The sequence below is a fragment of the Lentzea sp. JNUCC 0626 genome (genome assembly GCF_043632865.1).
GTDB lineage: Bacteria > Actinomycetota > Actinomycetes > Mycobacteriales > Pseudonocardiaceae > Lentzea.
The window spans coordinates 4,739,101-4,765,975 of record NZ_CP171635.1 but is presented as its reverse complement, the minus strand read 5'-3'; the positions used below and the strand labels follow the sequence as shown (position 1 = coordinate 4,765,975).

The 26,875-nt window shown below is 71.2% G+C and carries 16 protein-coding genes; 9 read left to right on the top strand and 7 right to left on the bottom strand.

Going from position 1 to position 26,875, the window contains the following annotated elements; genetic code table 11:
• Positions 1 to 108 precede the first annotated feature (108 nt).
• Together JNUCC0626_RS20930 and JNUCC0626_RS20925 are read left to right on the top strand one after the other, a co-directional pair.
• A complete protein-coding gene (locus JNUCC0626_RS20930) occupies positions 109 to 3,174 on the top strand; it encodes an AfsR/SARP family transcriptional regulator (protein WP_394621470.1) in 3,066 nt (1,021 codons plus the stop codon).
• 134 nt (positions 3,175 to 3,308) lie between these two features.
• Positions 3,309 to 3,776, top strand: a complete 468-nt coding sequence (locus JNUCC0626_RS20925; RefSeq protein ID WP_394621469.1) for a hypothetical protein — start codon at positions 3,309 to 3,311, stop codon at positions 3,774 to 3,776.
• A gap of 82 nt (positions 3,777 to 3,858) precedes the next feature.
• On the opposite strand, the gene JNUCC0626_RS20920 is transcribed toward JNUCC0626_RS20925, so the two are convergent.
• A complete protein-coding gene (locus JNUCC0626_RS20920; RefSeq protein WP_394621468.1) occupies positions 3,859 to 7,464 on the bottom strand; it encodes a BTAD domain-containing putative transcriptional regulator in 3,606 nt (1,201 codons plus the stop codon).
• A gap of 365 nt (positions 7,465 to 7,829) precedes the next feature.
• On the opposite strand from JNUCC0626_RS20920, the gene JNUCC0626_RS20915 reads away from it, so the two are divergent.
• Positions 7,830 to 8,453: a helix-turn-helix transcriptional regulator gene (locus JNUCC0626_RS20915; RefSeq protein WP_394621467.1), complete on the top strand. Its 624-nt coding sequence runs from the start codon at positions 7,830 to 7,832 to the stop codon at positions 8,451 to 8,453.
• Here JNUCC0626_RS20915 and JNUCC0626_RS20910 read toward each other — a convergent pair.
• Complete coding sequence (locus tag JNUCC0626_RS20910) at positions 8,446 to 12,105, bottom strand: BTAD domain-containing putative transcriptional regulator (protein ID WP_394621466.1); 3,660 nt, start codon at positions 12,103 to 12,105, stop codon at positions 8,446 to 8,448. The two genes, JNUCC0626_RS20915 and JNUCC0626_RS20910, sit on opposite strands and share 8 nt — an antisense overlap.
• A 130-nt stretch (positions 12,106 to 12,235) precedes the next feature.
• Positions 12,236 to 13,039, bottom strand: a complete 804-nt coding sequence (gene otsB, locus JNUCC0626_RS20905; RefSeq protein ID WP_394621465.1) for a trehalose-phosphatase — start codon at positions 13,037 to 13,039, stop codon at positions 12,236 to 12,238.
• A gap of 125 nt (positions 13,040 to 13,164) precedes the next feature.
• Between otsB and JNUCC0626_RS20900 the strand changes: the two genes are divergently transcribed.
• The 4 genes from JNUCC0626_RS20900 to JNUCC0626_RS20885 all read left to right on the top strand — a co-directional run bounded on the left by JNUCC0626_RS20900 (position 13,165) and on the right by JNUCC0626_RS20885 (position 18,165).
• Positions 13,165 to 13,824 (top strand): hypothetical protein, encoded by a 660-nt coding sequence (locus JNUCC0626_RS20900; RefSeq protein ID WP_394621464.1) that lies wholly within the window; start codon positions 13,165 to 13,167, stop codon positions 13,822 to 13,824.
• A gap of 317 nt (positions 13,825 to 14,141) precedes the next feature.
• The gene (locus JNUCC0626_RS20895; protein WP_394621463.1) at positions 14,142 to 14,957 is read left to right on the top strand and encodes a hypothetical protein; all 816 of its coding nucleotides are present in this window, start codon (positions 14,142 to 14,144) and stop codon (positions 14,955 to 14,957) included.
• Positions 14,954 to 15,871, top strand: a complete 918-nt coding sequence (locus JNUCC0626_RS20890; protein ID WP_394621462.1) for a hypothetical protein — start codon at positions 14,954 to 14,956, stop codon at positions 15,869 to 15,871. Before JNUCC0626_RS20895 ends, JNUCC0626_RS20890 begins: the two co-directional genes overlap by 4 nt.
• Positions 15,871 to 18,165, top strand: a complete 2,295-nt coding sequence (locus JNUCC0626_RS20885; RefSeq protein WP_394621461.1) for a hypothetical protein — start codon at positions 15,871 to 15,873, stop codon at positions 18,163 to 18,165. The genes JNUCC0626_RS20890 and JNUCC0626_RS20885 overlap by 1 nt, the downstream gene beginning before the upstream one ends.
• Here the strand turns inward: JNUCC0626_RS20885 and JNUCC0626_RS20880 are convergent.
• The 4 genes from JNUCC0626_RS20880 to fxsA are packed head-to-tail and all read right to left on the bottom strand — an operon-like array spanning position 18,104 to position 24,041.
• Positions 18,104 to 19,237, bottom strand: coding sequence for a hypothetical protein (locus JNUCC0626_RS20880; RefSeq protein WP_394621460.1), 1,134 nt, complete (start codon positions 19,235 to 19,237; stop codon positions 18,104 to 18,106). The genes JNUCC0626_RS20885 and JNUCC0626_RS20880 overlap by 62 nt on opposite strands.
• Positions 19,237 to 20,217, bottom strand: coding sequence for a hypothetical protein (locus tag JNUCC0626_RS20875; protein ID WP_394621459.1), 981 nt, complete (start codon positions 20,215 to 20,217; stop codon positions 19,237 to 19,239). The genes JNUCC0626_RS20880 and JNUCC0626_RS20875 overlap by 1 nt, the downstream gene beginning before the upstream one ends.
• A gap of 15 nt (positions 20,218 to 20,232) precedes the next feature.
• Positions 20,233 to 23,844, bottom strand: a complete 3,612-nt coding sequence (gene fxsT, locus JNUCC0626_RS20870) for an FxSxx-COOH system tetratricopeptide repeat protein (RefSeq protein WP_394621458.1) — start codon at positions 23,842 to 23,844, stop codon at positions 20,233 to 20,235.
• Positions 23,845 to 23,867: 23 nt separating this feature from the next.
• Positions 23,868 to 24,041: an FxSxx-COOH cyclophane-containing RiPP peptide gene (gene fxsA / locus JNUCC0626_RS20865; protein WP_394621457.1), complete on the bottom strand. Its 174-nt coding sequence runs from the start codon at positions 24,039 to 24,041 to the stop codon at positions 23,868 to 23,870.
• 211 nt (positions 24,042 to 24,252) lie between these two features.
• On the opposite strand from fxsA, the gene JNUCC0626_RS20860 reads away from it, so the two are divergent.
• Both JNUCC0626_RS20860 and JNUCC0626_RS20855 read left to right on the top strand, forming a co-directional pair.
• Positions 24,253 to 25,338: an FxsB family cyclophane-forming radical SAM/SPASM peptide maturase gene (locus tag JNUCC0626_RS20860; RefSeq protein WP_394621456.1), complete on the top strand. Its 1,086-nt coding sequence runs from the start codon at positions 24,253 to 24,255 to the stop codon at positions 25,336 to 25,338.
• Positions 25,335 to 26,537, top strand: coding sequence for an aKG-HExxH-type peptide beta-hydroxylase (locus JNUCC0626_RS20855; RefSeq protein WP_394621455.1), 1,203 nt, complete (start codon positions 25,335 to 25,337; stop codon positions 26,535 to 26,537). The genes JNUCC0626_RS20860 and JNUCC0626_RS20855 overlap by 4 nt, the downstream gene beginning before the upstream one ends.
• The last annotated feature ends 338 nt before the right edge of the window (positions 26,538 to 26,875 follow it).

Here is a 26,875-nt window from a genome sequence, read left to right as displayed (position 1 = left end):
CCTTCGTACCGGTCACAAAACGCGGAACGGCTGGCATCATGGCGATGGCGTCGTTGCCCGCAAGGGGGGTGTGGTCAGCGGCGCGGCGGACAAACTGGGGAGTTTGGCGTGCGTGTTCTGCTGCTGGGGCCTGTTGATCTCCGTGACGGGGAGAGATCCATCGGGCTGGGGGGAACGAAACCGAAGACCATGCTCGCCGCGCTGATGTTGCAGCCGCGGCAGGTGGTGCCGATCGAGCAGCTCATCAGTCATCTGTGGGACGAGGATCCGCCTCGGTCCGCCACCGCGCTCGTGCACACCTACGTGTCGGCGTTGCGGCGGGCCTTCGCGAGCACCGGCCGGGACCAGGTGCTGGTGACGCGGGCTCCCGGGTACTCGCTCGCCGTGCAGGAGGGCGAGAGCGACCTGGAGGCGTTCGAGGCGCTCGTCGAACGGGCGCGGCGGCTCGAACGGTCCGAGCAGCACGCCGAGGCCGTGTCGCTCTACCGGCAGGCGCTGGAGTTGTGGCGCGGGCCCGCGCTGAGCGGGATCGACGCGCCGTTCGCACGGGCCAAAGCCCTGTCGCTGGACGAGGAACGGACCGGTGCCGAGGAAGGGCTCGCGCGGTGTCAGTTGGCGCAACGGCACTTCAGCGAGGTGATCTCGCGGATGTCGGGGCTGGTCGCGCGGAACCCGGCCCGGGAAGAGGCACACGGGCTGCTGATGCGGGCGTTCTACGAGAGCGAACGGCAGGCCGACGCGTTGGCCGTCTATCAGAACGTGCGGCGCTATCTCGACGATGAACTCGGTGTCGAGCCGGGCGAGAAGTTGCAGCAGCTGCACATCGACGTGCTGAACGGGTCGTTGGAACGGGTCGCGGCACCCGCCGTCGTGGTGCCCGCCGAGGCGGTGGCCGAGGCACCGGTGGCCGTCGCGCTCGACCAGTACACGGTGCCCCGGCACCTGCCGCCCGACATCGGGGACTTCACCGGGCGGGCCGACCAGCTCGACCTCATGCGGCGCATCTCGGAGAAGACCGCGGTGGCGAGCCGGACGGCGACCGCGACCGTGGTGGTGTCCGGGTTCGGTGGCGCAGGGAAGTCGGCGCTGGCGGTGCACGCCGCGCACATGCTGCGGGAGCGGTACCCGGACGGGCAGTTGTTCGCGGATCTGCGGGAGGCCGATCCGGACCTGGGCGTGCGGGACGCGTTGAGGCGGTTGCTCAACGCGTTGGGGGTCGCGAACACCGACCTGCCCGACGACCTCACCGACCGGGTCGAGCTGTACCGGCGCAAGGTGGCCGGGCGGAGTCTGGTCGTGGTGCTGGACAACGTCAGTCACGAACACCAGGTGCGGCGCCTGCTGCCGGGCTCGCCGCACTGCCTGGTGATCATCACCAGCCGGTCGCGGCTCACCGGTCTCGAAGGGGCCGAGTTCGTCGAGCTCGACTTCTTCGACGTCGAGGCGTCCGTGCAGATGCTCAGCCGGATCGTCGGCCAACGGCGGATCGCGGCCGAACCAGAGGCTGCGCGCACGATCGCGCGGTTGTGCGGCGGGATTCCGCTCGCGATCAGGGTGGCGGCGGCGAAGTTGCTGGCGCGGCCGCACTGGCCGTTGAAGGTGCTGGCGGGGCGCCTGTCCGACGAACGGCGGCGCCTCGACGAACTCCAGGCCGGCGATCTCGCGATCCGGTCCAGCCTCCAGCTCAACTACACCGAGCTGGGACCGGTGCACCGCAGGGCGTTCCACCTGCTGACCCTGCTCGACCTGCCGGACTTCGGCGCGTGGCTCGCGGCTCCGCTGCTGGAGATCTCCGCCGACGACGCCGAGGACGTGGTCGAGCACCTGGTGGACCTGCGGCTGCTCGACGTCGTCGGGGTCGACCCGCTCGGCCGGGTGCGCTACCGCTTCCACGACCTCATCCGGCTCTTCGGCGCGGAACAGGCGGGCGACGAACGCGCCGAAGAGGCCGTGCTGCGGATGATGACGGTCTGGATGCACCTGGTGGAGATCGGCGCGCGGAAGCTGCCGCGGGTCACGCTCGGGCTGCGGCCGCCGGGTCTGCACACCGGCGAGGTCGACTGGCGGCTGAGCGCCGACGTCGAGGAGAACCCGACGGGCTGGCTCAAGGCCGAGACCGCGGCGGTGGTGCGCAGCATCGAACGCGCGCACGAGCTCGGTGTCATGGGATCGACGACGACGCTCATCGTCTCGTTGCTGGCATCACCGTTCGCGGTGCGCAACGAATTCGACGGCTGGCAACGGGTTCTGGACGTCGCACTCACGAGCGCGCGCACGTCCGGCGACAGGGGAGCGCTCGCCACCGTGCACGCCGGGCTCGGGCAGCTGAAGTACGAGCAGGACGACTTCGCGGCCGCGCTGGAGCACTTCGGCCTGGCGCGCGAGCACGCGGAGGCCGTCGGTGACGTGCACACGCTGGCCGTCGCCAGGGCCGGGCTCGGCACCGTGCTGCGCGAACTGGGCGAGACCGAACCCGCTGCGGCACACCTGGTCGCGGCCGCCGAACTCGCCGGCACGGCGGGGGACGCGGACGTGGCGGCGGCCGCGCTGTACGGGCTCGGGGCCATCAGCCGCGAGAACGGCGACCTCGACGCCTCGGTGGAGTCGCTCGGCCGGTGCGTCGTCCTCTACCGGCAGCGGGCAGACCAGCGCGGTGAGGCACTCGCGTTGCGCGGCCTGAGCCTCTGCCACCGGGCGAGGGGTGAGCAGAGCGCGGCCGTCGACCTGAGCACGCAGGCCGTGGCGATCCTGACCGGTGCCGGTGACGCGCTCGGTGCCGCCTACGCCCGGCAGTCACTCGCGAAAGCCTTGGTGCGCCAGGGGAAAGCCGCGGAGGCGAGCGCGCTGCTGGACACGTGCCACGAGGTGTTCGCCCAGCACCGCGACCGGTTCGGCGTGGCGCTCGCCGTCCGCACGATGGGGGAGGCGGCGCTCGCGCTCGGGGACGACGTCCGGGCGCGCGAACTGCTGGAGGACGCCCTGGTGCGCTGGGAACAACTCGGGCTGCCCCAGTGGCAGGCCCGCACGCTGCGGGACCTGGCCGCCGTCGAGTCCTCGGACGAACTCTGGGCTCGCGCGGCGGAACTGGCCGCGTCTGTAGGTGGCCGGGAGGCCGTTGAGCTGCGGGAACTCAGTGCGGCGCAGTGGCGGGCGCACGTCCGGCAGCATCTCTGACAGGTCTTCTGGAGAATTCTTATAGGTGGTGCCCTCCAACGGGCCGGGACCTGTAGGCGGCGTGGAGGCCGCGTGCAGACCGGCCCGTCAGTCTTCTCGTGTCAGGAAAACAACGGACGCGAAGAGAGAAGACGATGGCCCACCCGACCGCCGGAACGATCCTCCTGGGTCCCCCGATCACCCGCGACGAGGTGATCGTCCGGGCGAAGAGCTGGCTCCGGCCGTCGGTCTCCTTCCACCCCGGCCGCCGGTTCGCCAACGAGCACGGCCGCTACCGCACCGACAGCTCCGGCTTCGTCTGCATGGCTCTGGCTCTGCCGCAGACGAGCATCGAGGAACTCACCGCGTTCTGCTCGCTGATCTCCCGCGACGACCTGCTCGCCGGCGACCTGCTGATCTGCGCCTGCGACGAGAGCCCCACCCGGCACGCCATCGTCTTCGAGAGCTGGGCCGACCGCTTCCGGCGCTCCTACCTCGGGATGGAACAGGTGCGCGACATCGGCACCGTCCGCAGGACCGTGCACTACCCGTACGACCAGGAGCAGGACGCCTTCCTGCCCCGCCGTTACCCGATGATCCGCGACGCCGCGCTGTTCGCCTGATGAGCCAACGGAAGGAGCCCGCGGGCCTGGGGGCTGCGGGCTCCTTCCGCGCCTGGAAGATCACACCGGACGCGGCGGGCCCTCAGGCCGTGTTGGCTTCTCCGGCGCGGTAGGCGTAACGGTCCAGCACCTGCCGCGTCACGCTCAGCCGCGAGTCCACGCCGAGCTTCTGCAGCAACCGCGACACGTGCGCCTGGACCGTGTTGCGGGACATGCTGAGCCGGGTGGCGATGTCCGAGTTGGGCCAGCCCGCGGCGACCAGGTCGGCCACCCGGCTCTCCAGGTGGTCGAGCGGCCTGCCGTTCAGGTCGCCGTGCACACCGACCCGCCACCGCACGTCGTACGGCTTGAGGCGCGACTCCGCCCGGCGCACGTCCCAGGCCGCGCCCAGTTCGGTGTAGACGGTCATCGCGTCGTACAGGGCCGATTGCGCCTCGGTCGCGTTGCCCAGCGAGGCGTGCAGCACCGCCAGGTCCTCCAACGCCGTCGCACCCTCGACCTTGCGGCCCACCTCGACGAGGTACCGAGTCACGGCCGCGAGCGCCGCCGGATCTTCTTCGATCAGGGCGCGGCACCACCGTTCGGCGATCGCTCCCCGCGCCGTGCGGGAGTCGCAGGCGGCGAGGGCGGCCGTCGCCACCTCGCGTTCGCCCCGGTCCAGCGCCAGCCTGGTCAGCCGGGGCAGCCACTGGTGGCGCGGCACCAGCCGCGGGTAGTCGGCGCGCAGCAACGGCAGCAGCGCCACCATCGCCTCGTCCGGGCGGCCGCGCTGCTCCGCCGCCACCGAGTGGGCCATCCGCAGGAAGTCGTCGCGGGCCTCCACCGAGGATCGCGGGTAGTCGGTGGCGGACTTGAGGAACGTCTCCAGCGCCGCCGAGTCGTCGCGGTGCGCGACGATCAACGCCTTCACGCCGTGCAGCAGGTCGATCGACGTGCGCTGGCGCAGGCCGTAGAAGGTGATCTCGGGCCGGTCCTGCACGACGGCGTCCAGTTCGGACAGTGCGTCGTGCCAGTCGCCCAGCCAGTAGTGGTGCACCGCCGCCGGGAGGTGCGGGCCGCTGGTGAGACCGCGGTGGATCACCAGGTGCTGGGCCGCGTCCAACGTCCTCGTGGCGGCGCTCAGCTGGTCGAGCTGCTGGAGGGTGAAGACCTTGTCGTCCAGCAGGCAGAGTTCCAGGTCGGCACCGGCCGGGTCGCCGCCGATCGCGGCCAGCGCCTGGTCGACGTGGGCGAGCGCCTCGACGTGCCTGCCCTGCACGGACGCGATCTCCCAGAGATTCTCCGACGCGTGGGCGATCGCGAACGTGTCGGCGGACTCCCTCGCCCGGTCCAGCGCCATGACCGCGGTCTGGTGCGCGGTGTTCGGGTCGTCGAGCGTCCGGCGTTCCACCCTGGCCTGCAACGAGTGGTGCCGTGCCCGCCAGTGCGCCGGGACCGCCGGGTCGGCCGCCACCTGGCGCAGCACCTCGAGCGCGCGGTCGTTCTCGCCGGTCGCGTGGTCCATGTACGCGAGCATCAGCCGCATCTCGGCCGCGCGGGTGGGGTCCTCGGTCATCTTCAGCACGGCGCGGGCCTCGGTGACCGGGTGCCTGCCGAGCCAGAACAGCAGCCGGACGAGCCGCACCGTGAACACCTCGCGGGCGCGGTCGCGGATCGACGGACTCGCGACGGCGTACTCGAGCAGTTCGGCGGCGAGCGACGGGTTGCGGCTCGCCAGCGTGTTGGAGTGGGTGAGCAGCCACTGCGTCACCCACGCGTCCACCGGCACGGGCCCCGCGAGCAGCTGCTCGGAGATCCGTTCCACGTGCGCGCCCGCGGTGTCGAGGGTTTCGGCGGCCTGCCGGTGCAACGCGATCCGCGCCGTCGCGGGCACGGCCTCGTAGAGCACGCGGCGCAGCATCGGGTGCTCGAACGCGAGCCGCCGGCCGGACTCCCTGATCACCCGCCCCGCCGTCGCCTCCTCCACGGCGGGCAGCAGCCCGGACGCCTGTTCGTGCGCGACCGTCGCGAGGTCGTTGAGGCTGAACTCCATGCCGAGCAACGCGGCCCACCGCAGCAGCCGCCGGGTGTTGCCGCTGAGGTGGTCCATCAGGCCGGAGACCACGGCGTCCATCGCGGGCTGCGGTGCGCCGGGCCGCCGGTCGAGGTGGGCGACGCCGCCGCGCAGCGCCACCGCGTCGTCGCGGATCAGCGCGTCGACCATCGCCAGCACGACCAGGGGGTTGCCGCCCGCGCAGTCGACGACGGCGAGCAGCGCCGGACTCGGGTCCGCGCCCACGGCCTGGCGCACCAGTTCCGTAGCCGCGACCTCGTCCAACGGCCCGAGCCGCAGCCGCAGACCGCCGTGCGCGGACACGGCCGTGCGCAACGGGTCCAGCTCGGGGCGCGTGGGGAACGGCCGGGACGACCCCACGAGCAGCAACGGCAGCTGCGGCGCCATCTTCGCGAGGCGCTGCCACACCAGCAGGCTCGCGTCGTCGGCCCACTGCAGGTCCTCCAGCACCAGCACGACCGGTCCGGACTCGCACAGCTCGTGCACGGTGCGGACGAGGTGGTCCACCAGCACGATCAGGCCCTCGGACTCCACCAGCGGCGGGGAGTCGGGCAGCTGCACGTTCAACGCCTCGGTCACGGCACCCAGCGGGCACCTGTCGTCGGTCTCGTCGCCCGCGTGCCACCGCACCGCGCACCCGCGCTCCTGGGCGTCCGCGAGCGCGGCGGCGAGCAGCGCCGACTTGCCCGCACCCGGTTCGCCCTCGACCCAGAGCGAGGTCCCGGTGCCGTGCAGGGCGGACTCCAGCGCGTGCCGCACCGCGTTCAGTTCGTCCACCCGGCCCGCGAACGCCTGGGGTGCCGCGGGCACCGGGGACGGCACGACGGGCGCCGCGGACACCGCGAAGCCGCGGCCCCGGCCGGAGACGACGTCCTCGTAGGCCTGCCGCAGCTGCGGGCCCGGTTCGATGCCGAGCTGGTCGACCAGCAGTTCCCTGGCCGCCCGGTACACCGCGAGCGCCTCGTCGTCGCGGCCCGCCTGGTGCAGCGCGGTCATCAGCAACGCGCGGGGCGTCTCCCGCAACGGGTGCGCGGACGTCAGCGCGACCAGGTCGTCGATGGCGCTGTCGGTCTCGCCCGAGAAGGCCATGACCTCGGCCCGGCGTTCCAGCGCGTCGAGGTGCAGTTCGGCGAGCCTGCCCCGGTGCCGGGCGGCGAACGGCCCGGCGATGCCCATCAACGCCTCGCCGTGCCACAGCTCGAGCGCCTGCTCCAGCGCCGCCAGCGCGGACCCGGCCTCGCCGGCCGCCCAGAGGTGCCGCGCCTCGTCCCGCAACCGGTCGAACTCGTGCACGTCGAGCGCGGTCGGGTCGAGCCGCAGCGAGTACCCGGAGCCCGCCGAGACGAGTACGTTGCCGGTGGACCACTTGGACCTGACCGGTTCCAGCGCGCGCCGCAGGCGGGAAACGTAGGTGTAGAGAGAGCTGTCGACGGCGCCGGGGGGAGCGTCGCCCCAGATCGCGTCCACCAGTTCGTCCCGGGACACGACGGTGTTCGCGCGCAACGCCAGCACGGAGAAAAGGGCACGTTGCCGGGCGGATCCGAGCGGCAGTTCGTCGAAGCCGCGCCAGGCGCACACCTCGCCCAGCAGCTGCACCCGCAGCGGAGCGGAAGAGTCGGTCGGCTCCGTTGACATCTGCTCCACTCCGAGCTTTCGGTCGCGCCGACGGGCGCGGCTGTCGAGTTTAGACACGGCGGATGAACGCCAGACGGTTCAGCGTCGGCCACCAAATGAGATCGTGTCCCAACTCACCGTGGTCTTGACGAGGCGAGACGGGGGCCGGGTAATCGTCAAGATGGGCCATCCGGGTGAACACGCAGGTCAACCGGTGCCCCGGCGCTAACACCCGTCGCGGGGGTTCGTGAGGGGTGAGCAAGATCCACACATCACGCGAACAATTCGTCAAGACAGAACGGCTTCGGCGGCCTCTGTCGTCAAGACTTCATAGAGGTTGCCTCTTCACACTCGATTTCAGTGATCGAACGTGTGGAGGTTCTGTGATGGCGCAAGTACGCGTCGCCGTGCACAGCACGGACCCCATGGGCTACGTCGGGCTCTCGTACTTCCTCAAGGCGCGGCCCGAGGTCCAGGTCGTCGAGAAGGACGGCCTGAACCCGCCCGACGTCATCGTCTTCTCGACCGAGAGGCTCACGTCGGAGGCCATGGGCTGGCTCCGCCAGACCTCGGCGGACCGCAGGGTGCCCATCGTGCTGATGGCGACCGCCCTGACCGACGCCCCGCTGCTCGCCGTCGTCGAGTGCGGTGTGGTGGCGATCCTGCCGCGCACCGCCGTGACGGGGGAGCAGCTGCTCGACAGCATCCAGGCCGCGGCCAACGGCAGCGGGGTGATGCCCCGGGACGTGCTGGGCAAGCTGCTCAAGCGCGTCGAGATGCTCCAGCGCGACGTGCTCGCGCCCAACGGTCTCAACGCGGCGGGGCTCGCGCCGCGGGAGGTCGACGTCCTGCGGCTGATCGCCGAGGGCTGGGCCACCGACGAGATCGCGAAGGAACTGCGGTACTCCGAGCGGACCGTCAAGAACGTGATCCACCACGTGACGAACCGCCTCAACCTCCGCAACAGAGCGCACGCCGTGGCCTACGCGATGCGCGCCGGCGTCATCTGACCGCGTTGCCGGGCAGGTCCGCGTGCTCCGCGACGAGCGCGCGCGAACGCACGCCCAGCTTGGTCAGGATGCGCGCCACGTGCGCCTGCACCACCCGGCGCGGCAGCGACAGCCGCACCGCGATGTCCGGATTGGACAGTCCGTTCGCGACGAGGCCGGCAATGCGCCGCTCCACCGGTGTCAGCGTTTCCCACCCGGTGTCCGCACGACCGACCGCCCGGTCGTGCCGGAGGCCGAAGGCACCGAACCGGTCCAGGATCCTCTGGACGTCCCACCGCGCGTCGAGCGCCGTGAGGACGTCCACCGCCTCCGCGAACACCTTGCGGGCCTCGCGCTGCCGCCCGGCCGCGACGAGCAGTGCCGCGGCCTCCTCCAGCGCCGCGGCCAGTTCGACCGTCCTGCCGACCTCGCGGTAGTGCGCCACCGCGGCGAGCGCCGGTTCCGGGTCTCCGGTCGCGAGCGCCTCGCACCGCAGCAACGCCGTGTGGGCGCGCGCGGGCACGATCTCGCGGTCCGCCTCCAGCTTGGCGACGGACAGGGCCTCGAAGACCACGTCGTCGGCGCCGGCGTCGCGCGCCAGCTTGAGGACCTCCGGCAGCCACTGGTGCCGCAGCATCAGCTCGGCGTAGGCCGGGTCGAGAACGGGCGCCATGATCTCCAGCGCCCGTTTCCGGTCCCCGCTCTGCACGGCCGCGAGTGACCGCGCGGCCAGCAGGAAGTCGTAGCTCTCCCGTTCGGCCACCGTGGTCACGAGGTGTTCCTCGGCCGCGTCCAGATGTGCTCGCGCGGCGGCGTTGTCGCCCCGCCGCAACGCGATCAGCGCCGCGACGCCGTGCAGCAGCAGCCACGACGGGCCGGGGTCGACCAGGCCGCCGTAGTTGATCGCCGGGCCGTCCTCGGTGGCCGCGTCGAGCTCCACCAGAGCCTGGTCCCAGCGTCCCGTCCAGTAGTGGTGGATCGCGGCGGGCACCTGCGGGCCGGTCGGCAGCCGGTGCGCGACGGTCAGCTCGTCGACCTTGCGCAACGCCGCGTCGACCTCGCTCAGCCGGTCGAGGTTCTGCAGCGTGAACATGCGGTTGTCCAGCAGGATCGCGTGCATCGCCGCCATGTCGGTGCGGCCGGTGACGGCGGTGATCGCCTCGTCCACGTGCCGCAGCGCCGCCCGGTGGTCGCGCCGGACCGTGTCGACCAGCCAGCGGGTCTGCAACGCGTGCGCGATCAGGTACGCGTCGTTGTTCGCGACGGCCTCCGCGTGCGCCGTCTTCGCGGTCAGCTCGGCGTTGTCGACGTTGGAGATGTCCCGCCCGATGTGCGCCAGCAGCGACTTGTGCCGCAGCTGCCAGATCTCCGGCACCGACGGGTCCATCTCGACCTCGGTCAGCGCCCGCACGGCCAGGTCGCGCCTGCCCTGCCGCAGCAGGATCGCGGCGAGCATCTGCCGCAGCTCGGTCGAGCGGGTCGGGTCCGTCGAGATCGCGAGCGCCTGCTTGACCTGCGCCTCCGGGTCGCGAACCAGCTTGAACAGCACCCGCACCAGGGCGGTGAGCAGCACCTCGCGGCGCGGGTCGCGCGGTCCGCCGCCCTCGAGCGCCTGCTCCAGCAGGTCCACCGCGATCAACGGAGCCCGCGAGGCGAGTTCGGCGACGTGCTCGACGAGCCAGTCGCACACCCACGGCGGCAGTTCGGACGCGGCGGCCACCAGCTGCTCGGCCACCCGGCGCGGGGGTGCCTGCTCGGCGGCGAGCGCCTGGGCGGCCTGCAGGTGCAGCAGTTCGCGCATGGACGCGGGCAGGGCGTCGTACACGGCCTCGCGCATCACCGGGTGCCGGAACACCAGCCGGGGCGTGCCCTCAGCGAGGACGTTCGCGGTGATCGCGCCCTCGACCGCCTGCGCGACCTCGGTGACGGGCCGCGCCGACAGCGCCGCGATCTGCTCGGTGGTGGCCTCGGCGCCGAGCGCGGCGGCCCAGCGCAGCACCTCGCGGGTGCGGTCGGGCAACGCGTCCCAGGTGCGGCGCACGGCGGCGAACAACGTGCGCGGCGCGTCGTCCAGGTGCGTCTGGGCGACCTCGGCGGTGCCGCCGGAGACGTCGAGGGCTCGCACGCGTTGCAGCTCGCCGAGCATCTCCCGCAGGTACATGGGGTTGCCGTCGGCGTGCGCGACGAGCCGGCGCAGGCGGTTCCCCGGCCGGGCGCCGACGAGTTCGGTGGTCAGCGTGTCGGTCTCGCCGTCGGACAACGGCCCGAGCGGGACCACGTCCCCACCGGTGGCGGCGACGTGCGCGCGCAGTCCGTCGAGGTCGGCCTGGCCGTGCCGCGACCGCACCGCCGTGACCAGCAGCAACGGCAGTTGGCGGGTCGCCGTGACGAGCCGGCGCCACACGTGCACGGACGCCTCGTCGGCCCACTGCAGGTCGTCGATCACCAGCACCGTCGGGGCGCGCGCGGTCATCTCGTCCACCAGCGCGGCGGTGTGGTCGGCGACGATCTGGATCGTGTCGTCGTCGCCCAGCGGTTCGCTCGTGTGCTGCCGCCGGCTGAGCTCGCCGCGTTGCGAGCAGGCCCCGACCGGGTCGATGCCCGCGAACTCCATCAGCACCTGGAGCGGGAAGTGGGCGGCGAGCTGGTCCGCGACCGCCCAGCCGACCTGGAACCCGAACCGGGTGGCGTCCCCGAGCCCGAGCGCGAGCAGTTCGGACTTGCCGATGCCGGGCTCGCCCTCGACGTAGACGGTCCCGCCCGCGCCGGTCGACAGCTCGACGAGGCGTTCGCGCAGGCGTGCGGTCTCGGCCTCCCGCCCGACGAACACGTCGGTGGCGCCGCGCACGGGGACCGGGTTCTCGTGCACCTCGACCTGGTCGGGCGCGACGGCGGGGGCGGCCGCACCGGCCAGTACGGCGGCGTGCGCCTCCAGCAACGCCGGGCCGGGTTCGGCGCCCAGTTCGGCGCGCAGCACCTCGCGCGTTTCCGCGTAGACCTCGAGCGCCTCGGCCTGCCGCCCGGTGCGGCTGAGCGCCAGCATCAGCAACGCGTGCAGCGACTCGCGCAACGGGAAGTCCCGCGCCAGCGAGGCCAGTTCGGCGGGCAGGTCGTCCGTCTCGCCGAGCACCAGCCGGTCGCGCGCCCGTGCCTCCACAGCGGACAACCCCCGGTCGGTCCAGCGGCCGCGTTCGTACTCGGCGTGCGGACCGGGAATCCCGATGTACGGGTCGCCGCGGAAGAGCTTGAGCGCCTGGGACCGCCGTTCGACGGCCTCGTGGTGCTCCCCGGCGGCGCTGAGCCGGTCGGCGTGCGCCACCAGGTCGCTGAACTCCACCAGGTCCACCTGGGACGGCGCGACCCGCAGCGAGTACCCGTGGCGGGTGGAGAACAGGACCTCGCGGCTGTTCTCGACGCCCGCGCGGGTCAGGGCCCTGCGCAACGCGGAGACGTAGGTGTAGACGCTGCCCGAGGCACTGGCCGGGGCGCTGCCGCCCCAGACCCCGGCGATCAGCTCCTCCCGGCTGACGGCCTGCCCGGCGCGTGAGGCGAGGACGGCGAACAGGGCGCGTTGCAGGCTCGGGCCGAGCGGGACCTCGGTGCCGTCGTGAAGGACGCGCAACGGGCCCAGCAGCCCGATGCGCAACCGTTGTCCCGCACCAGCTTCCGGCACTCCCGCTCCTCTGGGTCTGCACGCCCGCGCTTCTGGATCAACACAGCCGGTCACACCGCGTCCCGCCGCTGCTCGCGGACGGAGGCTAGTCGGGCGGACGGAGCTCACCATGGGGTGTCTGCCCCGATTGTCACTCCGCAGGGGCCGTTCGGGCAAAACCCGAGGACAACCAGGCGGTTCGGTGCTCCAGCAACGCCGTGAACGTGGCCACCACCATCGCGATGTCCTCGATCCGGTGCGCCGCAACGGTGTCGCCGTCGCCGACGCGGATGCCGACGTCCTTTCCGGAGAGTTGCGCGAACGCCTTCTCATCCGCGGCGTCGTCGCCGAGGAACGCCGCCGCGGTGGCGCCCGCCTGGTGCCGCAGCACGTCGAGCGCCTGGCCCTTGTCGGCCGGTACGACCGAGAACTCGATCACCGACCGGCCCTCGGTGACCCGCACGCCCTCCCAGCTGCCCGGCCCGGTGCGCAGCTGGGCCAGCAGCCACCGCGCCTCGTCGGGCCTGCACCGGCTGTGGTGCACGGCGACGCTCGCGGGTCTGACCTCGATCACGGCGGGCGACGAGTACCGCGCCACGCCGTCGGTGAGCACCCGCCGCAGGTCCGCGAGCAGCCTTCGCTCGGCAGGTCCGAGCTCGTGCACGAACCCGGCGTCGAACTCCGAGCCGTGCGACCCGACCAGCCGCACCTCGGTCGGCAGCCGCGACAGCAGCGCGAGGTCCCGCAACGCCCGCCCGGAGATCACCGCGGTCGTCGTGTCGGGCAGCAGCGCGATCCGGCGCAGCACCGCCACGGCCGAGGGGTCCGGCACGGCCTCGTCCGGCCGCGCCGCGAGGGGCGCCAGGGTGCCGTCGTAGTCGCACGCCACCAGCAGGTGTGGCGTGCGCGCCAACGGGACCAGCGCGTCGAGGAGGGCAGCGGGCAGACCGGGCATGGCGGGGACGTTACGTACCGGTCCTCGTCGCAGACCCCGGGAAACACCTGTCTGCACCTTCGGGCGGGATTCGCCGTGCCGAGCGGGCACGGTCGCCGCCGACGGTGCTGATCGCCGCTTCAGTCGTGATCGAATTCGGTGCGGGTGCGGTACTGGAGGTCGATGTGCTGGACGAGCGGACGATCGGCGCCGAGGGCGCGCTGTCGTCGCGGTTGCGCGTGGTGACGATGAGGCTCGCGTCGGCGGGAGCGGCCCGGCTGGCCGCGGAGGCGCGCGACCTGCTGTGCGACCACCGCGTCGAGACGTGCGTCGAGCTGATCACCGGCCGCGCGGCCGAGGGCCAGATCGGCCTCACCGCGCAGGAGATCAAGGACCTGCGCGGGCTCACCGGGGACGCGGTCGTCACCGCCCGCCTCGCGCGGCTGACCCCGCTCGCCGACCAGACGGTCGCGGTGCCGGTGCTGCCGCCGTCCCGGATGCCCACGACGTCGAAGTACGTGCTGGTGGACCGCGCGGCCGCGGAGGCCTGCGAACGGGTGCGGGACGCGGTGAGCCTGCGGGTCGCGTGGCGGGCCGGGCGGTCGCCGGTGCGCGTGCACCTGGTGGAGTTCGCGCGGTCCGCGACCGACCACGACATCCTCCTGGCGACCCGCGCCCTGGACCTCGCGATGGACGAGTGGCAGGTGCCGAACCGGTCGATGGAGTCCTACCGGCCGGGGGACGCGATGCCGCGCGGGTACGCCGAGCTGATCTCCCTCGGGGACGAGGTGTGGCGGCGCCGCTGAGCGTCCTCTGTGACCCGTGCCGCTCACGCGTATCGCGGCGCGGCCCGCTCCCCTCCGACAGTGCACCACCGTTCAGCGGAAGTGATTCCAGCCGAGCCGGGAAGGCGCGTTCGCGCGTATCCCCCGGACAGGGAGTTCTTTCGTTGCCCCCAGTGACTTTTGTAGTCCGTTCGGGGTCAATTGGTGGCGTGTTTGAGGCAAAACTGTCGAGTTAGCGCGTAGATACGTACACGATCGGTGTTACGGCGTTACGCGGGTGGAAGCAGGAACGACATGCAGGGCGTGTGCGCTGACGGGCAGGAACGTGGGGAGGTCGCATGGCCGGCCGGGTGATGCTCCTCGTCCCGCTGTTCGCGCTGGTCGGATGTGGTTCCACCCCCACGGTCTCGGACGCGGCCGTCGTCTACTGCACGACCCCGGCGCGGCAGTCCGAAACGCTGGCCGCGGCGAAGTCGTTGCGGCTCGTTGATTCCACGCCCGGCGGAAATCAAGTGGTCGTGGGCGGTAAAACGCTCTCCTTCGACGAATGGCGCGAGCAGCGCCGCGCCGATTTCGTCAAAGCCTGCACCGCGTTCGCGGATCCGGTGGTGAAACCCGCGTCGAGTGGGACACCGGCGTGGCTCAGCACACTTCTCACCGTGCTGACCGGACTCTTCTCGACGCTCGCGGGCGCGTGGGTGGCGTGGTTCAGCGCGAACCGGCGGGAGGACCGCACGCGCGGCAAGCACCAGGCCGTCGCGCTGCGCACGGCGAGCACCGAGTTCGTCGCCGCCGTCCGCGAGTACGGCGAGGCGTGGCAGCGGCGCAGCCCGGACGGCACCCAGCCGTCGGCCGCCGCGTTGCTGCGCAAGCGGGACGTGCTGGCCAACCAGTTCGCGGTGACGACGTTGCTGTGGCCCGCCTGGACGGCGCCCGGCGTGCTGCGCGCGGAGGCGATGGCGTTCGGGGACGGCGTCGAGAGCGGCTGGGGCTTCGACCGCGACCGGACCGAGCTCAAGCCGCGGGCGCAGGCGTTGAACGACAAGGCCGCCGTGCTCGACCGGCGCGTCGAGGTGCTCGCGCGGGCGCTGGAACGTCCCGCCGACGCCGAGAAGCTGTTCGCCGCCGAGTTCGCCGAGGCGGCCCGCCCATGAACCCCTACCTCGTGCCGAAGGGCGGCGACGGCCCCGGCCCGCTGTGCCCGCACAAGGACCCGACGCACGAGCTGTACTACGTCGAGGTCGATCACACCGGGGTCGCGTTCGAGCAGTTCAAGGCCGAGATCGGCAGCGTCGCGCGGGTCAGGGAGTCCGGCCGGCTCGTGGTCGCGCTCGGCTGGGACGGCTGCGGCAAGAGTTCGCTGCTCAACCGGTGCGCGACCTGGCTCAAGGCGTTCGTGCAGCAGGAAAGCGACGGCCGGTGCCTGGTGTTCCCGTTCGTCGACGCGTGCCTCGACAGCGATCCCGTCGAGGACCGGCAGCAGGCCGTCTACCAGTGCCTGTTCGACGAGCTCGACAACCGCGGCATGATCAGCCCGCAGGACCGCGAGAACCTCAAGGAACGCACGCTCAAACTGCGTTACCAGTACCTGAGCAAATTCGTGCTCGGCGACACGGTCGTGGTCATTCTGCTGCCGCGCACGGAAATCGAGAAGGAAGTCGAGAACTACGCGCACTGGACGCACGGCAACCTGGTGTTCCTGGCGGAGAGTCGCCAGGTCGACGCGGTGAAGACGCATTGGCGCAAGATCCGCGGCGCGAACCAGGGACCGGCGCCGATCCAGCTGGAGGTCGGCAAGATCGACCCCGACGACGGGTGGGCGTTCGTGCAGGCCCTGGACCTGCACCGAACGGACGAGGACACTTACCCGTTCGTGTCGAGGGACGCGATACGCAAGGTGATCGAGGCGAAGGAGTTCTCGATCGGTGAGCTACACAATCTCCTCTTCCGGCTATTCGAGTGGATCAGAATCGAAGGCGTGAATTCAGGTCCGTTAGGCTCCGGCCAGACGGGCGAGGTGACCTACCACCACATCACTGATTTCTACTTCAGGCAGGGAACGACGTGATGAGCGAGCAACCGGGTCCAGCTCCCAGCGACAATCCGTTCCTGATGGCCGCTGTCGCCAAGCCGCGCGAGTTCACCGGCGGCACGGTCTCGATCCCCACGCCGTCCATCACCGAGGCCGTCAGCATCGTCGACAGCTTCCTGCGGCCGTCCGCCCTGCCGTCGGGTGCCGTGATCGCGATCGTCGGCGAGTACGGCACCGGCAAGAGCCACCTCGTCGGCGCGTTGCTGCACCACGCGATGGACGTGCCGGAGGACCTGCGGCCGCGGGTGGCGTTCCTGGAGGCGCGCCAGGCCACGTTCGTCGATCTCTACAAGCAGCTCATCGGCACCGAACTGCGGCGTGACGACGTCTGCGCGCGGGTGCGGGAGTTGTACGCGGACGTGCTCGCCGACGCGTTGGGGGAGTCCGCGCTCACGGCCGAGATCGCCGTCCGGTTGCGCGGCGGGGACGTGGACCCGGTCGAGGTCGCGGACCGGCTCGGCCTGATGGGCAGCAAGTACCTCGCGAGCCTGCGCCAGCGACTCGAGGTGGTGACGCGCAACCGCGCGTTCGGCATCGTCCTGCCGTTGTTGCTGCGGCACGACTTCGCGGACGCGGCCTGGGAGTGGCTCTCCGGCCACCACCCCGACCCGGTGCTGGTCGACCGCGGTGTCGACACCCCGATCAACACCGAGGAACTCGCGCTGGAGGCGATGGGCGTCGTCGCCCTGCTCTACAGCACGCGCGGCAAGAAGTTCGTCCTCGCGATCGACGAGATGAACAAGGTCGTGTCGGCGACCCGCAAACCCACCGAGAACGCCGTGGACGCGTTCGAGAAGCTGATCTCGGTGTTCGCGGGCGCGCAGGCGTTGCTGGTCCTCGCGGGCCTGCCCGACTACCTCGACGAACTGGGCGGCACGGTCCAGCAGCGGATCGGCCGCAAGATCCTCATCTCGCCGCTGACGCCCGAGCACGCGATCGAGTACATCCGGCAGAGCCAGGACGCGCTGGGCCGCGGCCGGGTGCTGCACCCGTTCACCGAGGACACCGTGCGGTACCTGGTGAAGCTCACCGACGGCAACGCCCGCCGCATCATCCGGCTGTGCAACCACCTCTACCGGCACGCGATGGACCTGAGTCCGCGCGACCCGGCGAAGGCCGTCGTCACCGAGGCGATGGTGCGCAAGGTCGCGCGCGAGCAGGCGGGTGCCCGCACCGCCGACCACGTGCGCAACGAGATCCGCCAGGTGCTGGCCGCGCTCGGCCTCACCTACGAACGCGACCACTGGATGGACCCGCAGACCGACTCGCGCGCGGACTACTGGGTGCCGTACGGCGACGAGGAAGGCGCCGGGTGCGCGCTGGTGCTCACCGACGCCGTGCTGACGCAGTCCGACTGCGACGCGCTCGTCAGCCGGGCGACGTTCCTGCAGACCGCCGTCGAGCAACGGCAGGTGCTGCTGATCGTCGTCGGCCTGCTCAACGCCGACCACGTGACCGAACTCGGGGAGGCGTACAGCGAGGAGCCGATCTCCTACGACCACTGGACGTTCACCGAGACGCTGTCCTCGGTGCTGGAACGGCAGTTGCGGCTGCTCGACCGCGACGACGCGCTCGCGGTGGGCGAGGAGCGGTTCCGGCGCCTCGGCCGGCAGCAGGCGAACACCCAGCGGATGCTGGAGCAGGCGTTGAAGACGCTGACGGTCATGAGGTCGTCGTCGGAACGCTCGCTCGGCCAGATCCAGCGCGAGCTCACCGAACTGAGCGCCGCGCGCGTGCCGCAGGCGACCGTCGAGTCACCGCCGTTGCGCCTGCCGCCCAAGGTGATGACGCTGTTCACCACGGCTCAGTCCTTCTTGGACGGTCTGGACCAGGTCGACGCGACGCTGCGGTCGATGTTCACGGCCACGGCGGGGGACTCCGCGAACGCCATCGACGCGCGGGTGGCGGTGCGCGGCCAGTTGCGGTCGCAGCACCTGTTCTCCGCCGTCGGTGTCGGCGCGATGCTGCGCACGCTGCTGATCACGTTCCGGGACAGCATCAACGAGTGGTACCGGTCGTACGTGCCGAGCGCGTCCGGCGGCCCGTACCCGGTCGACCGGGACCGGCTCACCGCGTTGTGCCGCGCCTACGACACGGTCTACGAGTACGTTCCGTTCTACCGGCTCGAAGATCTCGACGGGTTCACCCCTCGCCTGGTCGACGGGAACGTGCTGCTGCCTCCCCAGGTGGGGGAGGCGCAGGAGGTCTTCAACCTTCTGAGCGGCCAAGTCCAGGCCGCGGTGCTGGACTCGGTCGGCGGGACGCGGTGAGCCTGCGCACGATGGCGTCGCTGTAGTTCTCGCAGAACCCGGTGAACACGCCGTGCAGGGTGTTGATCACCAGGATCGCCGGCGCGACGACGGCCGCGGTGCCGGGGAACTCCGGTTCCAGCAACAACACCAGCACGATCGCGGTGATCCCGTTCTGCTGCGCGAACGCGATGTAGGTGCGGTCCTGGCGCTGCAGCCCGCCGGTGATCAGCAGGCCCACCAGCACCTGCGCGCCGAACGTGGCCAGCCCCAGCACGATCCCCTGCGGGATCAGGACTCCGCCCACGAGCAGGAACCCCAGCAGCACCGAGGCGGAGAGGAACGCCACCCGCGTCACGCGGTCGAGCACCACCCCGATCGGTGGCCGTGCGACCAGGCCGACGATCGCCACGCCCAGCAACAGGAACTGCCACACACCGACCACGAGCACGGCCACCACCAGCACCACCTGGGCGATCTCGCGCACCCGCCCGTGCGTGATCTTCTTCGACAGCCACCACAGCGCGAGCCCGGCGGCGGCGAGGGCGAGGTTCGCGATCACGTTGGTGCCGAAGGAGAACAGCCCGCCCTGCGCCAGGGGCCCGGCCGTGGTCACGCCCTGCACCCGCAACGCCAGCGCGGACAGGTAGATCGTGAGCAGCATGGTGATCGGGTCGTCGAACGCGGCCCACGCCGACAGCACGCTCTTGGCCCGCTGGGACAACCGCGACGACGTCATCGCGGCGGCGGTCGACAGCGGGTCGATCTGCGCGACCGCGATCGCCAGCACGAGGTACGCGGGGTTGCCGAACGCGAGCCACATCACCACCGCGATCAGCGCCGCTTTCGCCAGCACCCCCAGGGTCACCGCCGTGACGACGATCCGGAGATGCCGGCGGACGTCGTCGATCTCGATGCCGAACGTGCTGGTGTACAGGCCGATCGCGAGCAACGCCGTCGCGGCCGTGAAGTACCAGCCCGACGCCGTGAGGTCGTGCGGGCCGACGGCACGGGCGAGCGCCCAGCCGACGCCGACGGCCACCAGCAACAGCAGCAGCCGCCGCATCGTCGCGCTGAACGCCCCCGTCGTCATCACAACGACCGGACGGCCAGACCGAGCCGGGCGATCTTGTCGTCCGACGGCGAGACCTCGTTCTGGTTCAGCGTCACGCCGACGAGGTACTTCCCGGCCTCCACGCGCAGGTAGTAGATCGCGCCCTGCTCGACGTCGAGCACCGCTCGTTCCAGCCTGCCGCCGAGCGACTTGCGGCACATCCGGCCGAACTGCGTGACGATCGACGGCAGCCGCCCGCCCAGCGCGTCGTAGAACCGCCGCCGTTGCGCCACGGTGATGCTCTCGTTGAAGAACCTGCGCACCTTCGGGTCCTCGAACACGTCGACGGTGAACAGCGGTTCGTCGTCGGCCCACCACGACACCAGGTGCAGGTCGCGCGGATCGACGACCTTGGCGCACTGCTCGGGGATCGGGCCCGCGGTGCTGCCCGAGACGTGCACCGCGCCGGGCGGCGCGACCGGGACGAGCGCGGGATCCACGTCGGCGTCCGGGAGTCGTTCGGTGAGCCAGCCGCCGAGGTTCTGCGCCTGCCTGCTCAGCCGCAGCCGCAGTTCGGTCGCCACGCCCGAGGTGAGCCGGTCCGCGGCGCGCACGGCCGGGATCTCGCTCCACGTCACGGGTTCCGCGGGTTCGGGGGTGCGGGTGAACGCGATGACGTGCTGGTCCGGCACGACCGAGTCGCAGTACACCGCGCCCGTCGCGGCCTGCAGCACCACCCTGATCAGGCTGCCGGTGCGCACCGGCAGCAGCTCACGTTCGAGTTCGCTCACGAACGTGCTGAGCCGCCGCGCGGTCCGCACGTACTCGGGGTGGTCGCACTCGACGTGGTCGCGGCCGCGGCCACCGAGCAGGTCGACCGTCACGTCCATCTGCCCGTCGGTGTAATGACCCATGTGGCACAACAGATGCGCGCCGGTCATCGCCTCGTGCATGGTCTCCACGACGTCGTCCCATGTGGTGTCGACGTGCGGCCCTTTGTGCACTCGTGGTGCTGTCATTTCAACCGCCTCCGTTCACATTTCCGGCACGTCGAGCAGTGCGCATTGCCATTCGTTCGCCGGCGCTTTCCGGTTCGCCGCCGCCATCTTCGTCGTCGGGTGGTCCGCGCCGAGGTAGTCGACGCAGTCCTCGTGCACCTCGTCGAGCAGCCGCAGGCCCTGGTCGGCGTCCGAGGTGCGGCCAAGGATCACGGCGTGCGCGAGCCGTCCGGCCAGCGCCCACGGGTGCACGTCGCCGAGTCTCGTGACGAGCCCGGACCGCGCCTCCTTGACCGAGAGCAACGCCCGTTCCGGCGTGCGCCCGAGCCAGTGCTCGAAGATCGCGTGGTCGAGCTGGCACATCAGCGCGAACGCGTGGAACGGCCCGACGTGCTGCCAGTAGCTGCGCAGACAGCTCAGCGCGGTCTCGGCCGCGACGTCGAACTCGCCCACCGCGAAGTGGTCGGCGGCGAAGCTCAGCCGGCACGCCCTGGTGTCCGGGTGGTCCTCACCGAAGAGCTGGCGGTACTCGGTCAGCACCTCCGCCGTCGCGCCCTTCGCGGCACCGCTGTCTCCCCTGCGGCGCAACACGACCGCCTGGTTCCACTTGATCCGCAGCAGGTGCCGCGGCGCGCCGTCGAGCTGGGCCACGCGTTGCTTGGCGGACTGGAGTTCGTTCCACGCCTCGTCGTAGCGGCCGAGTTCGCGCAGGTACGTGCCGATGCTGCAGGTCGACCACCAGACGTCGAGGTGGTCGGGGCCGAGCACGTCGCGCCGGCGGTCGCGGTTGGCGCGCTGCACCTCGAGCGCCTTGCCGGACTCACCCGCGAGGAACAGCGACAGCGCGAGGTTGTTGGTGGCGCGCAACGTGTCCGGGTGGTTCTCGCCGAGCACCCTGCGCAGGCCCCGCACCGTCGCCTGCTCCTCGACGAGGGCCTCGGTGAACAGGCCGAGCACGCGCTGGCCGTGCGCCACACCCCGTGCGGTGCGCAGGGTTCTCGGGTGTTCGCGGCCCAGGGCGCCGCGCTGGTCCGCGAGCAGGTTCTCGTCGACGGTCAGCGCGTCCATCGGCCGGTTGAGGGACCGGTAGAGGTTGCCGAGGTGGAACCGCAACCGCATCCGCAGTCCCGCTGCCTCCTCCGCCGGCCACGCGCGCAGCAGCCGTTCGCACAACCTCGCGGCGTACCGCCAGGACTCGTGGTCGCCCTCGCGCAGGAAGTGGCCCATCTGGCTGACGAGCCAGCGCCGCACCGCCGGTGAGGGGGAGTCCGGCGCGCCGCTGGGTTCGACGTGCCGGCTGAGCTCGCGCAGTTCCGCCGCGTTCGCCTGGTCGAGTTCGCTCTCCGACGGCGCGATCGCGGCCAGGCCCTCCAGCACGGCCGTGCGGATCTCCTCCAGTTCCTCCGGATCGGTGAGCTCGGCGATGTGGGCGAGCAGCACGGGGTGCGCGACCACGGTGCCCGGCCTGCGCCACGAGACGTGGAACATGCCGTAGCAGACGCCGTGCCACAGCATGCCGTCCAGCTCGACGTCGTCCAGCGCGTCCGACACCACGGACAGCAGGGAAACCCGGTGCAGCAAGGAAAGCCCGACCCCGCCGGTGGACAGGAACGAGCACATCCGCGCGACCCGCAGAGCGTCCCGGCCGAGTTGGTCCTGCGCCAGGGTGTTCACGGTGAGCCGGACCGCGCGGGCGATCGGCGAGGAGTCGCCGAGGCCGTCCGCGATCGCGCAGAACTCCTGCGCGGCACGGATCTCGGCGTTGTCGCGGCGGTCGGCCTGGCGGCGCAGCTTGCGCGCGGTCTGCACGATCCACGCCCTCGCGAGCCGCAGCGCGAGCGGTTGCTGGGCGACGCGGTTCGCGACCTCGAGGAGTCCGTTCTCGCTCACGTCCTCCAGCGAGCGGCGCAGGTACTCGACGCTGTCGGCCGGGGTGAACTCGGTGAGCGTGACGGCGTCGCCGTGGTCCGTGCGCGAGGTGATGACGACGTGGCCGCATCCCTTGGCGGGCACCAGACCCTCCAGCGAGGCAGGGTCGTCGACACCGTCGTAGATCAGCAGCCAGCGCTGGGCGTCGGTGGCGCGGCCGAGCAGGTCGAGGACCTTGTGCGTCACCTGGTTCTCGGCGGGCACCCTGAGGGCCCGCGCGAGATCGGCGAGGCTCGCTGTGATCGACCTGCGGTTCGCGGCGGGGATCCACCACACGATCTCGTAGTCGAACGCGAACCGGTGGGCGTACTCCTTGACCAGTTCGCTCTTGCCGACGCCCGGTGCGCCGGTGAGCCACCAGGTGCGCGCGCCCTTCAACGCGTCCCGCATCGCCTCCAGTTCGGCGCCGCGGCCCGCGAACAGGGCGAGCCTCGGCGGCAGGTGGCGCGGGTTCCTGGTGACGGCGGCGGGGAAGCGGACGGCCGTGGCCGGCGCGGGGCCGGGCACGAACTGCAGCGCCTCCAGCACGCGGGTGCGCGCGGTGGACTCGTCCACCCCGGCGAGCCCGACGCCGGTCGCGCCGTCCGGCGGGTCGCTGTCGTCGACGGTGATCGCGACGACCCGGCCGGTGCTCGCCGGGAGCGGGTGGTGGGAGCAGATGCGCACGAGGGTGGTGCCCGGTGCGTCAGGGGTGTCGGTGATCTTCGCTCCGGCCTGGACGAGCTGGGCGCGCACCCAGTCCGCCCACGGCCGGTCGGGCGGTGCCCACCGCAGCGCGACGAGGGTGGGCAGCAGGCCGACGCTGCGCCGGTAGTCCTCCAGCTGGTCGAGGCCGAGCTGACGCGCGGTGCCCGCCTTGGTGCCGCCGATGGCCGTGGCGAGCCGCTGATAGGCCTCGGCGTGCGCGCTGTCGTCGCTGGCCAGCACGGCGAGCGTGGCCAGCGGGCTGACGTCGTGCGGGGAGACGGCGACGACCGCGGCGGACATGGTGCGGCCGAACTCGTCGTCCCCGTGGGTGAGCAACGAGTGGAACGCCGAGGTGACGAGGTCGCGGTCGCGGTGGGCGGTGTCCTTGTCCGTCTCGACCGGGACGGCGAGCACGCGGATGGTGACCGGGGCGGCGTCCCAGACCTCGCCCGCGAACCACGCGGCCTGCCGGACGCCGCTCTTGGCCGGTTCGAAGCACAACACGACCACGTCGCACAGGCGGGCGAGCTTGGCGGCGAGGCTCGGGGACAACGAGGCGGGGGAGTCGATCAGCACGTAGTCGTAGACCGACCGCTGGATGCCCGCGCGCAACGTCTCGACCTCGCCGAGGTCCCGCTCGTCCTGGGCGAACCCGCGCACCGGCACGCCCGGTTCCGGTGAGGTGACGACGTCGATCTCGCCCAGGCCTCCCGGCAGGGCGTAGCGGCGTGCCTCGAGCCGCGGGTAGACGGTCTCGTCGAAGAGCAGGTCCCGGGCGGGGGTGCTGAACCTCGTGTCGTCCAGCACCTCGTCGAGCAGTTGCTTGACGGTCATCGTGTGGACCTGGAACGGCTGGAGGAACTCGTGCACGTGCGGTGCGCCGGCGCCCCAGTCGGCGACCGCGACGCGCTTGCCCGCCGCGGCGAGCGTCCACGCGGCGTTCGCGACCACCTCGGTGCGCCGGTCGTCGTTCGCCGGGGAGGTGAAGGCGACGATCCTGGGTTTGCCGGGCGGTGGTCGGTCGTCGGTCATCGTCGCTCCACGGTGAGCTCTCGTCAGATCGTGTTCTGGAAGGCCGCGTAGTGGTCGACGTTCGACGCGTTTTCCCGGAGCACCCGCTGCAGCGATCTGGTCAGTACCGATGAGGGCAGTGCGTCCAGCTCATCGAAATCCACGTCGCTCAGATCAACCAGATCGGACTTCAACCTGGTGTCGGGCTGCTCCACCATGCGTCTGGCACCGTCCCATCTCCGCCCCTTTGCGGTGCAACACAATAGTAGGGTCTGCCAGTGGCCTTGACGCGTTAGCGGATGACGCAATCTAATTGGGTGATTCCATCACTCCGATGAGTTGGTGTCCGGCATTATCGGGGGAGCCGTCAGGTGTGTCGATCGGCCAGCCGGGCGGAGATTCCATCAATCGTGGCGGAAGCGGTGCGACATGGGGCGACCATTCCGGCAGTTGATCCTCAAGACGCACGCGCGGTGCGATCTGGCGTGCGATCACTGCTACGTCTACACGATGCGCGACCAGCGCTGGAGTCAGCGCCCGCGGGTGATGTCGTCTTCTGTGCTGCGGGCGGTGGCTTTACGTCTTGAGGAGCACGTACGCGCGCACTCCCTGTCGTCGGTCGAGGTGGTGTTCCACGGCGGTGAGCCGCTGCTGGCCGGTGTCGATCATCTTGTCGAGGCGGTGCGGGTGTTGTCCGCGGCCGGGCCGGTGCGGTTCGCGTTGCAGACGAACGGCGTGCTGTTGACTTCTGCTGTCGTGGACGTGCTCGCTGACCTGGGCGTTCGGGTCGGGGTGAGCCTGGACGGGGATCGTTCGGCGCACGACCGGCACCGGCGCCGGGCCGATGGCTCCGGCAGTTACGACGCCGTGGTGGCGGGGGTGCGGCTGTTGGTCGGGCGGCCGGTTTTCGCTGGTCTGCTCTGCACCGTTGATCTGCGGAACGACCCGGTGCGCTGTTACGAGGCGTTGCTGCCGTTCTCGCCGCCCGCCGTCGACTTCCTTTTGCCGAACGCGAACTGGTCCTCGCCGCCTCCTCCCGGGTCCTACGCGGACTGGTTGTGCGCTGCGTTCGACCGCTGGTACTTGGGCGGGGAGACGCAGGTCAGGATGTTCGCGGAGATCATCAACGTGCTGCTGGGCGGGCAGTCCTCGGTGGAGGGGTTCGGCACGTCGGCGCCGGCTTCGGTGGTGATCGAGACGGACGGCTCTCTCGAGGTGTCGGACATGCTGAGCTCGGCGTTCGAGGGGGCGGCGGCGACCGGCCTGAACGTGCGGACCTCGTCGTTCGACGACGCCCTGCTCGTGCCTGGGGTCGTGGCTCATCAGAGTGACGCGCTCTGTGCTTCGTGTGACGCGTGTGACCTGCGGAAAGTGTGTGGTGGAGGGGTTTACGCGCATCGGTACCGGGCGGGGTCCTTCCTGAATCCGTCGGTGTACTGCGCCGATCTCTACGCGTTGATCTCGCACGTCCGTGAGCGGGTGTCGCGTGATGTGGCTCAGTTGGCCGTGCGATGACCACGCACTCGATGGATCCGGCGATGTTCGCCGCGCTGGCCCGGGGTGGGGGCGGACCTGGTGCCGTGCGGCTGCTGGCGTCGGTCCGGCGCAGCCGCACGTTGCTGCTCATCCACGCTCTGGTGGAGCTCGCTGAGCGTTCCCGGCACCCTTCTGCTGCGCTGGCCCGCTCGGCATATGAGCAGCTCAGGGTGGTTCCGCGGGCCGCTTTGCAGGCCGTGCTGGACTACCCGCGGGTGGGGGCGTGGGCGGTGCGCACGACCGCGCGGTTGCAGACCGGGGCGCCGTGCTCGCCCGGCCAGTTGATGGCCGTGCTGGCGGCGGCGCGCGTGCTGGCCGGTGCCGACGGCGTGGTCGAGGTGCCCGGAGGTGCCCCGGTGGTGTTGCCGTCCCTCGGCACGTTCAGGCCGCTGACCTCGCGTTCTGTTCGCGTCGTGACGTCCGGCGGCACCAGCTTCGCCTCGGACGGCGAGGCGTTCACCGACCTGCGGACCGCGTCGTTCTGCTGGCAGCCGGTCGGGCGACTGCACACCTCCCATGACGGCCTGAGCCTCCTCCTGACCGTCGACGGCACCGGCGAGCAGAACCTCCCGCCACAGGTCAGCGCCCACGACAGCCTCCCAGCGGGGGCCTGGCGGGAGCGCGTGGACGAGGCGTGGCGCCTGCTCGTGACAGGGCACCGCCCAGTCGCCGAGGAGATCGCCGCGACCCTGTCCGTCCTCACCCCGCTGTCGACCTCGGGTTCCGGCCACGCCGCGCTGACGTTCGCGAACGCCTTCGGCTGCGTGGCCATGTCCCTTCCGGACGACCCGCGCGTGATGGCGGTGGCCCTGGCGCACGAGGTGCAACACGGCAAGCTCTCCGCCCTGCTGGACCTGTTCCCTTTGGTGGACCACCTTTCCTCCCATCACATGCGCGTGGCCTGGCGAAACGACCCGCGCCCACCCGTAGCCGTTCTCCAGGGCGTATACGCACACCTGGCCGTCTCGACTTTCTGGGCCCGCTACCACGATCACGAAGCACGCGCGGAATTCGACCGCTGGAGCACCGCCACCCAAGACGCGCTCACTTCTTTGCGAGCCTCCGGCACCCTCACCGATCTGGGTGAGATTTTCGTGGAACAGATGCGTCTGGTGACCGATTCGTGGACCGATTCCGGTGATCAATGCCAACGCGTGGACAAAAAGTTGACAATCTGAATTCCGGTTCATCAGGAATGTGGTCTCGGGTACTCTCCGTTGCGCCATTCCGGTGAACCTCAGTTGCCTACTCGTCGTCTTCGTCGCGCTTGCGCCGGCGAACCCGCATGATCTCGACTCCCACGGCCAATCCGGCGGCGGCCACCTGCAACCCGGCCGCAACCAACTCAACGAACAACTGCACAACGACTCCTGACGGTTCAGGTTGGTGTTGCGGCCAACCGTCCCCGCCACCGCTCCCAGCTCGCGGTGATCACGGACAACACCGGACCTCGGAGCACGTCGTGCCTGGTCAACGCCCGTCCGGACCGGACGGTCCCGGAAGGGGAAAGCGCACC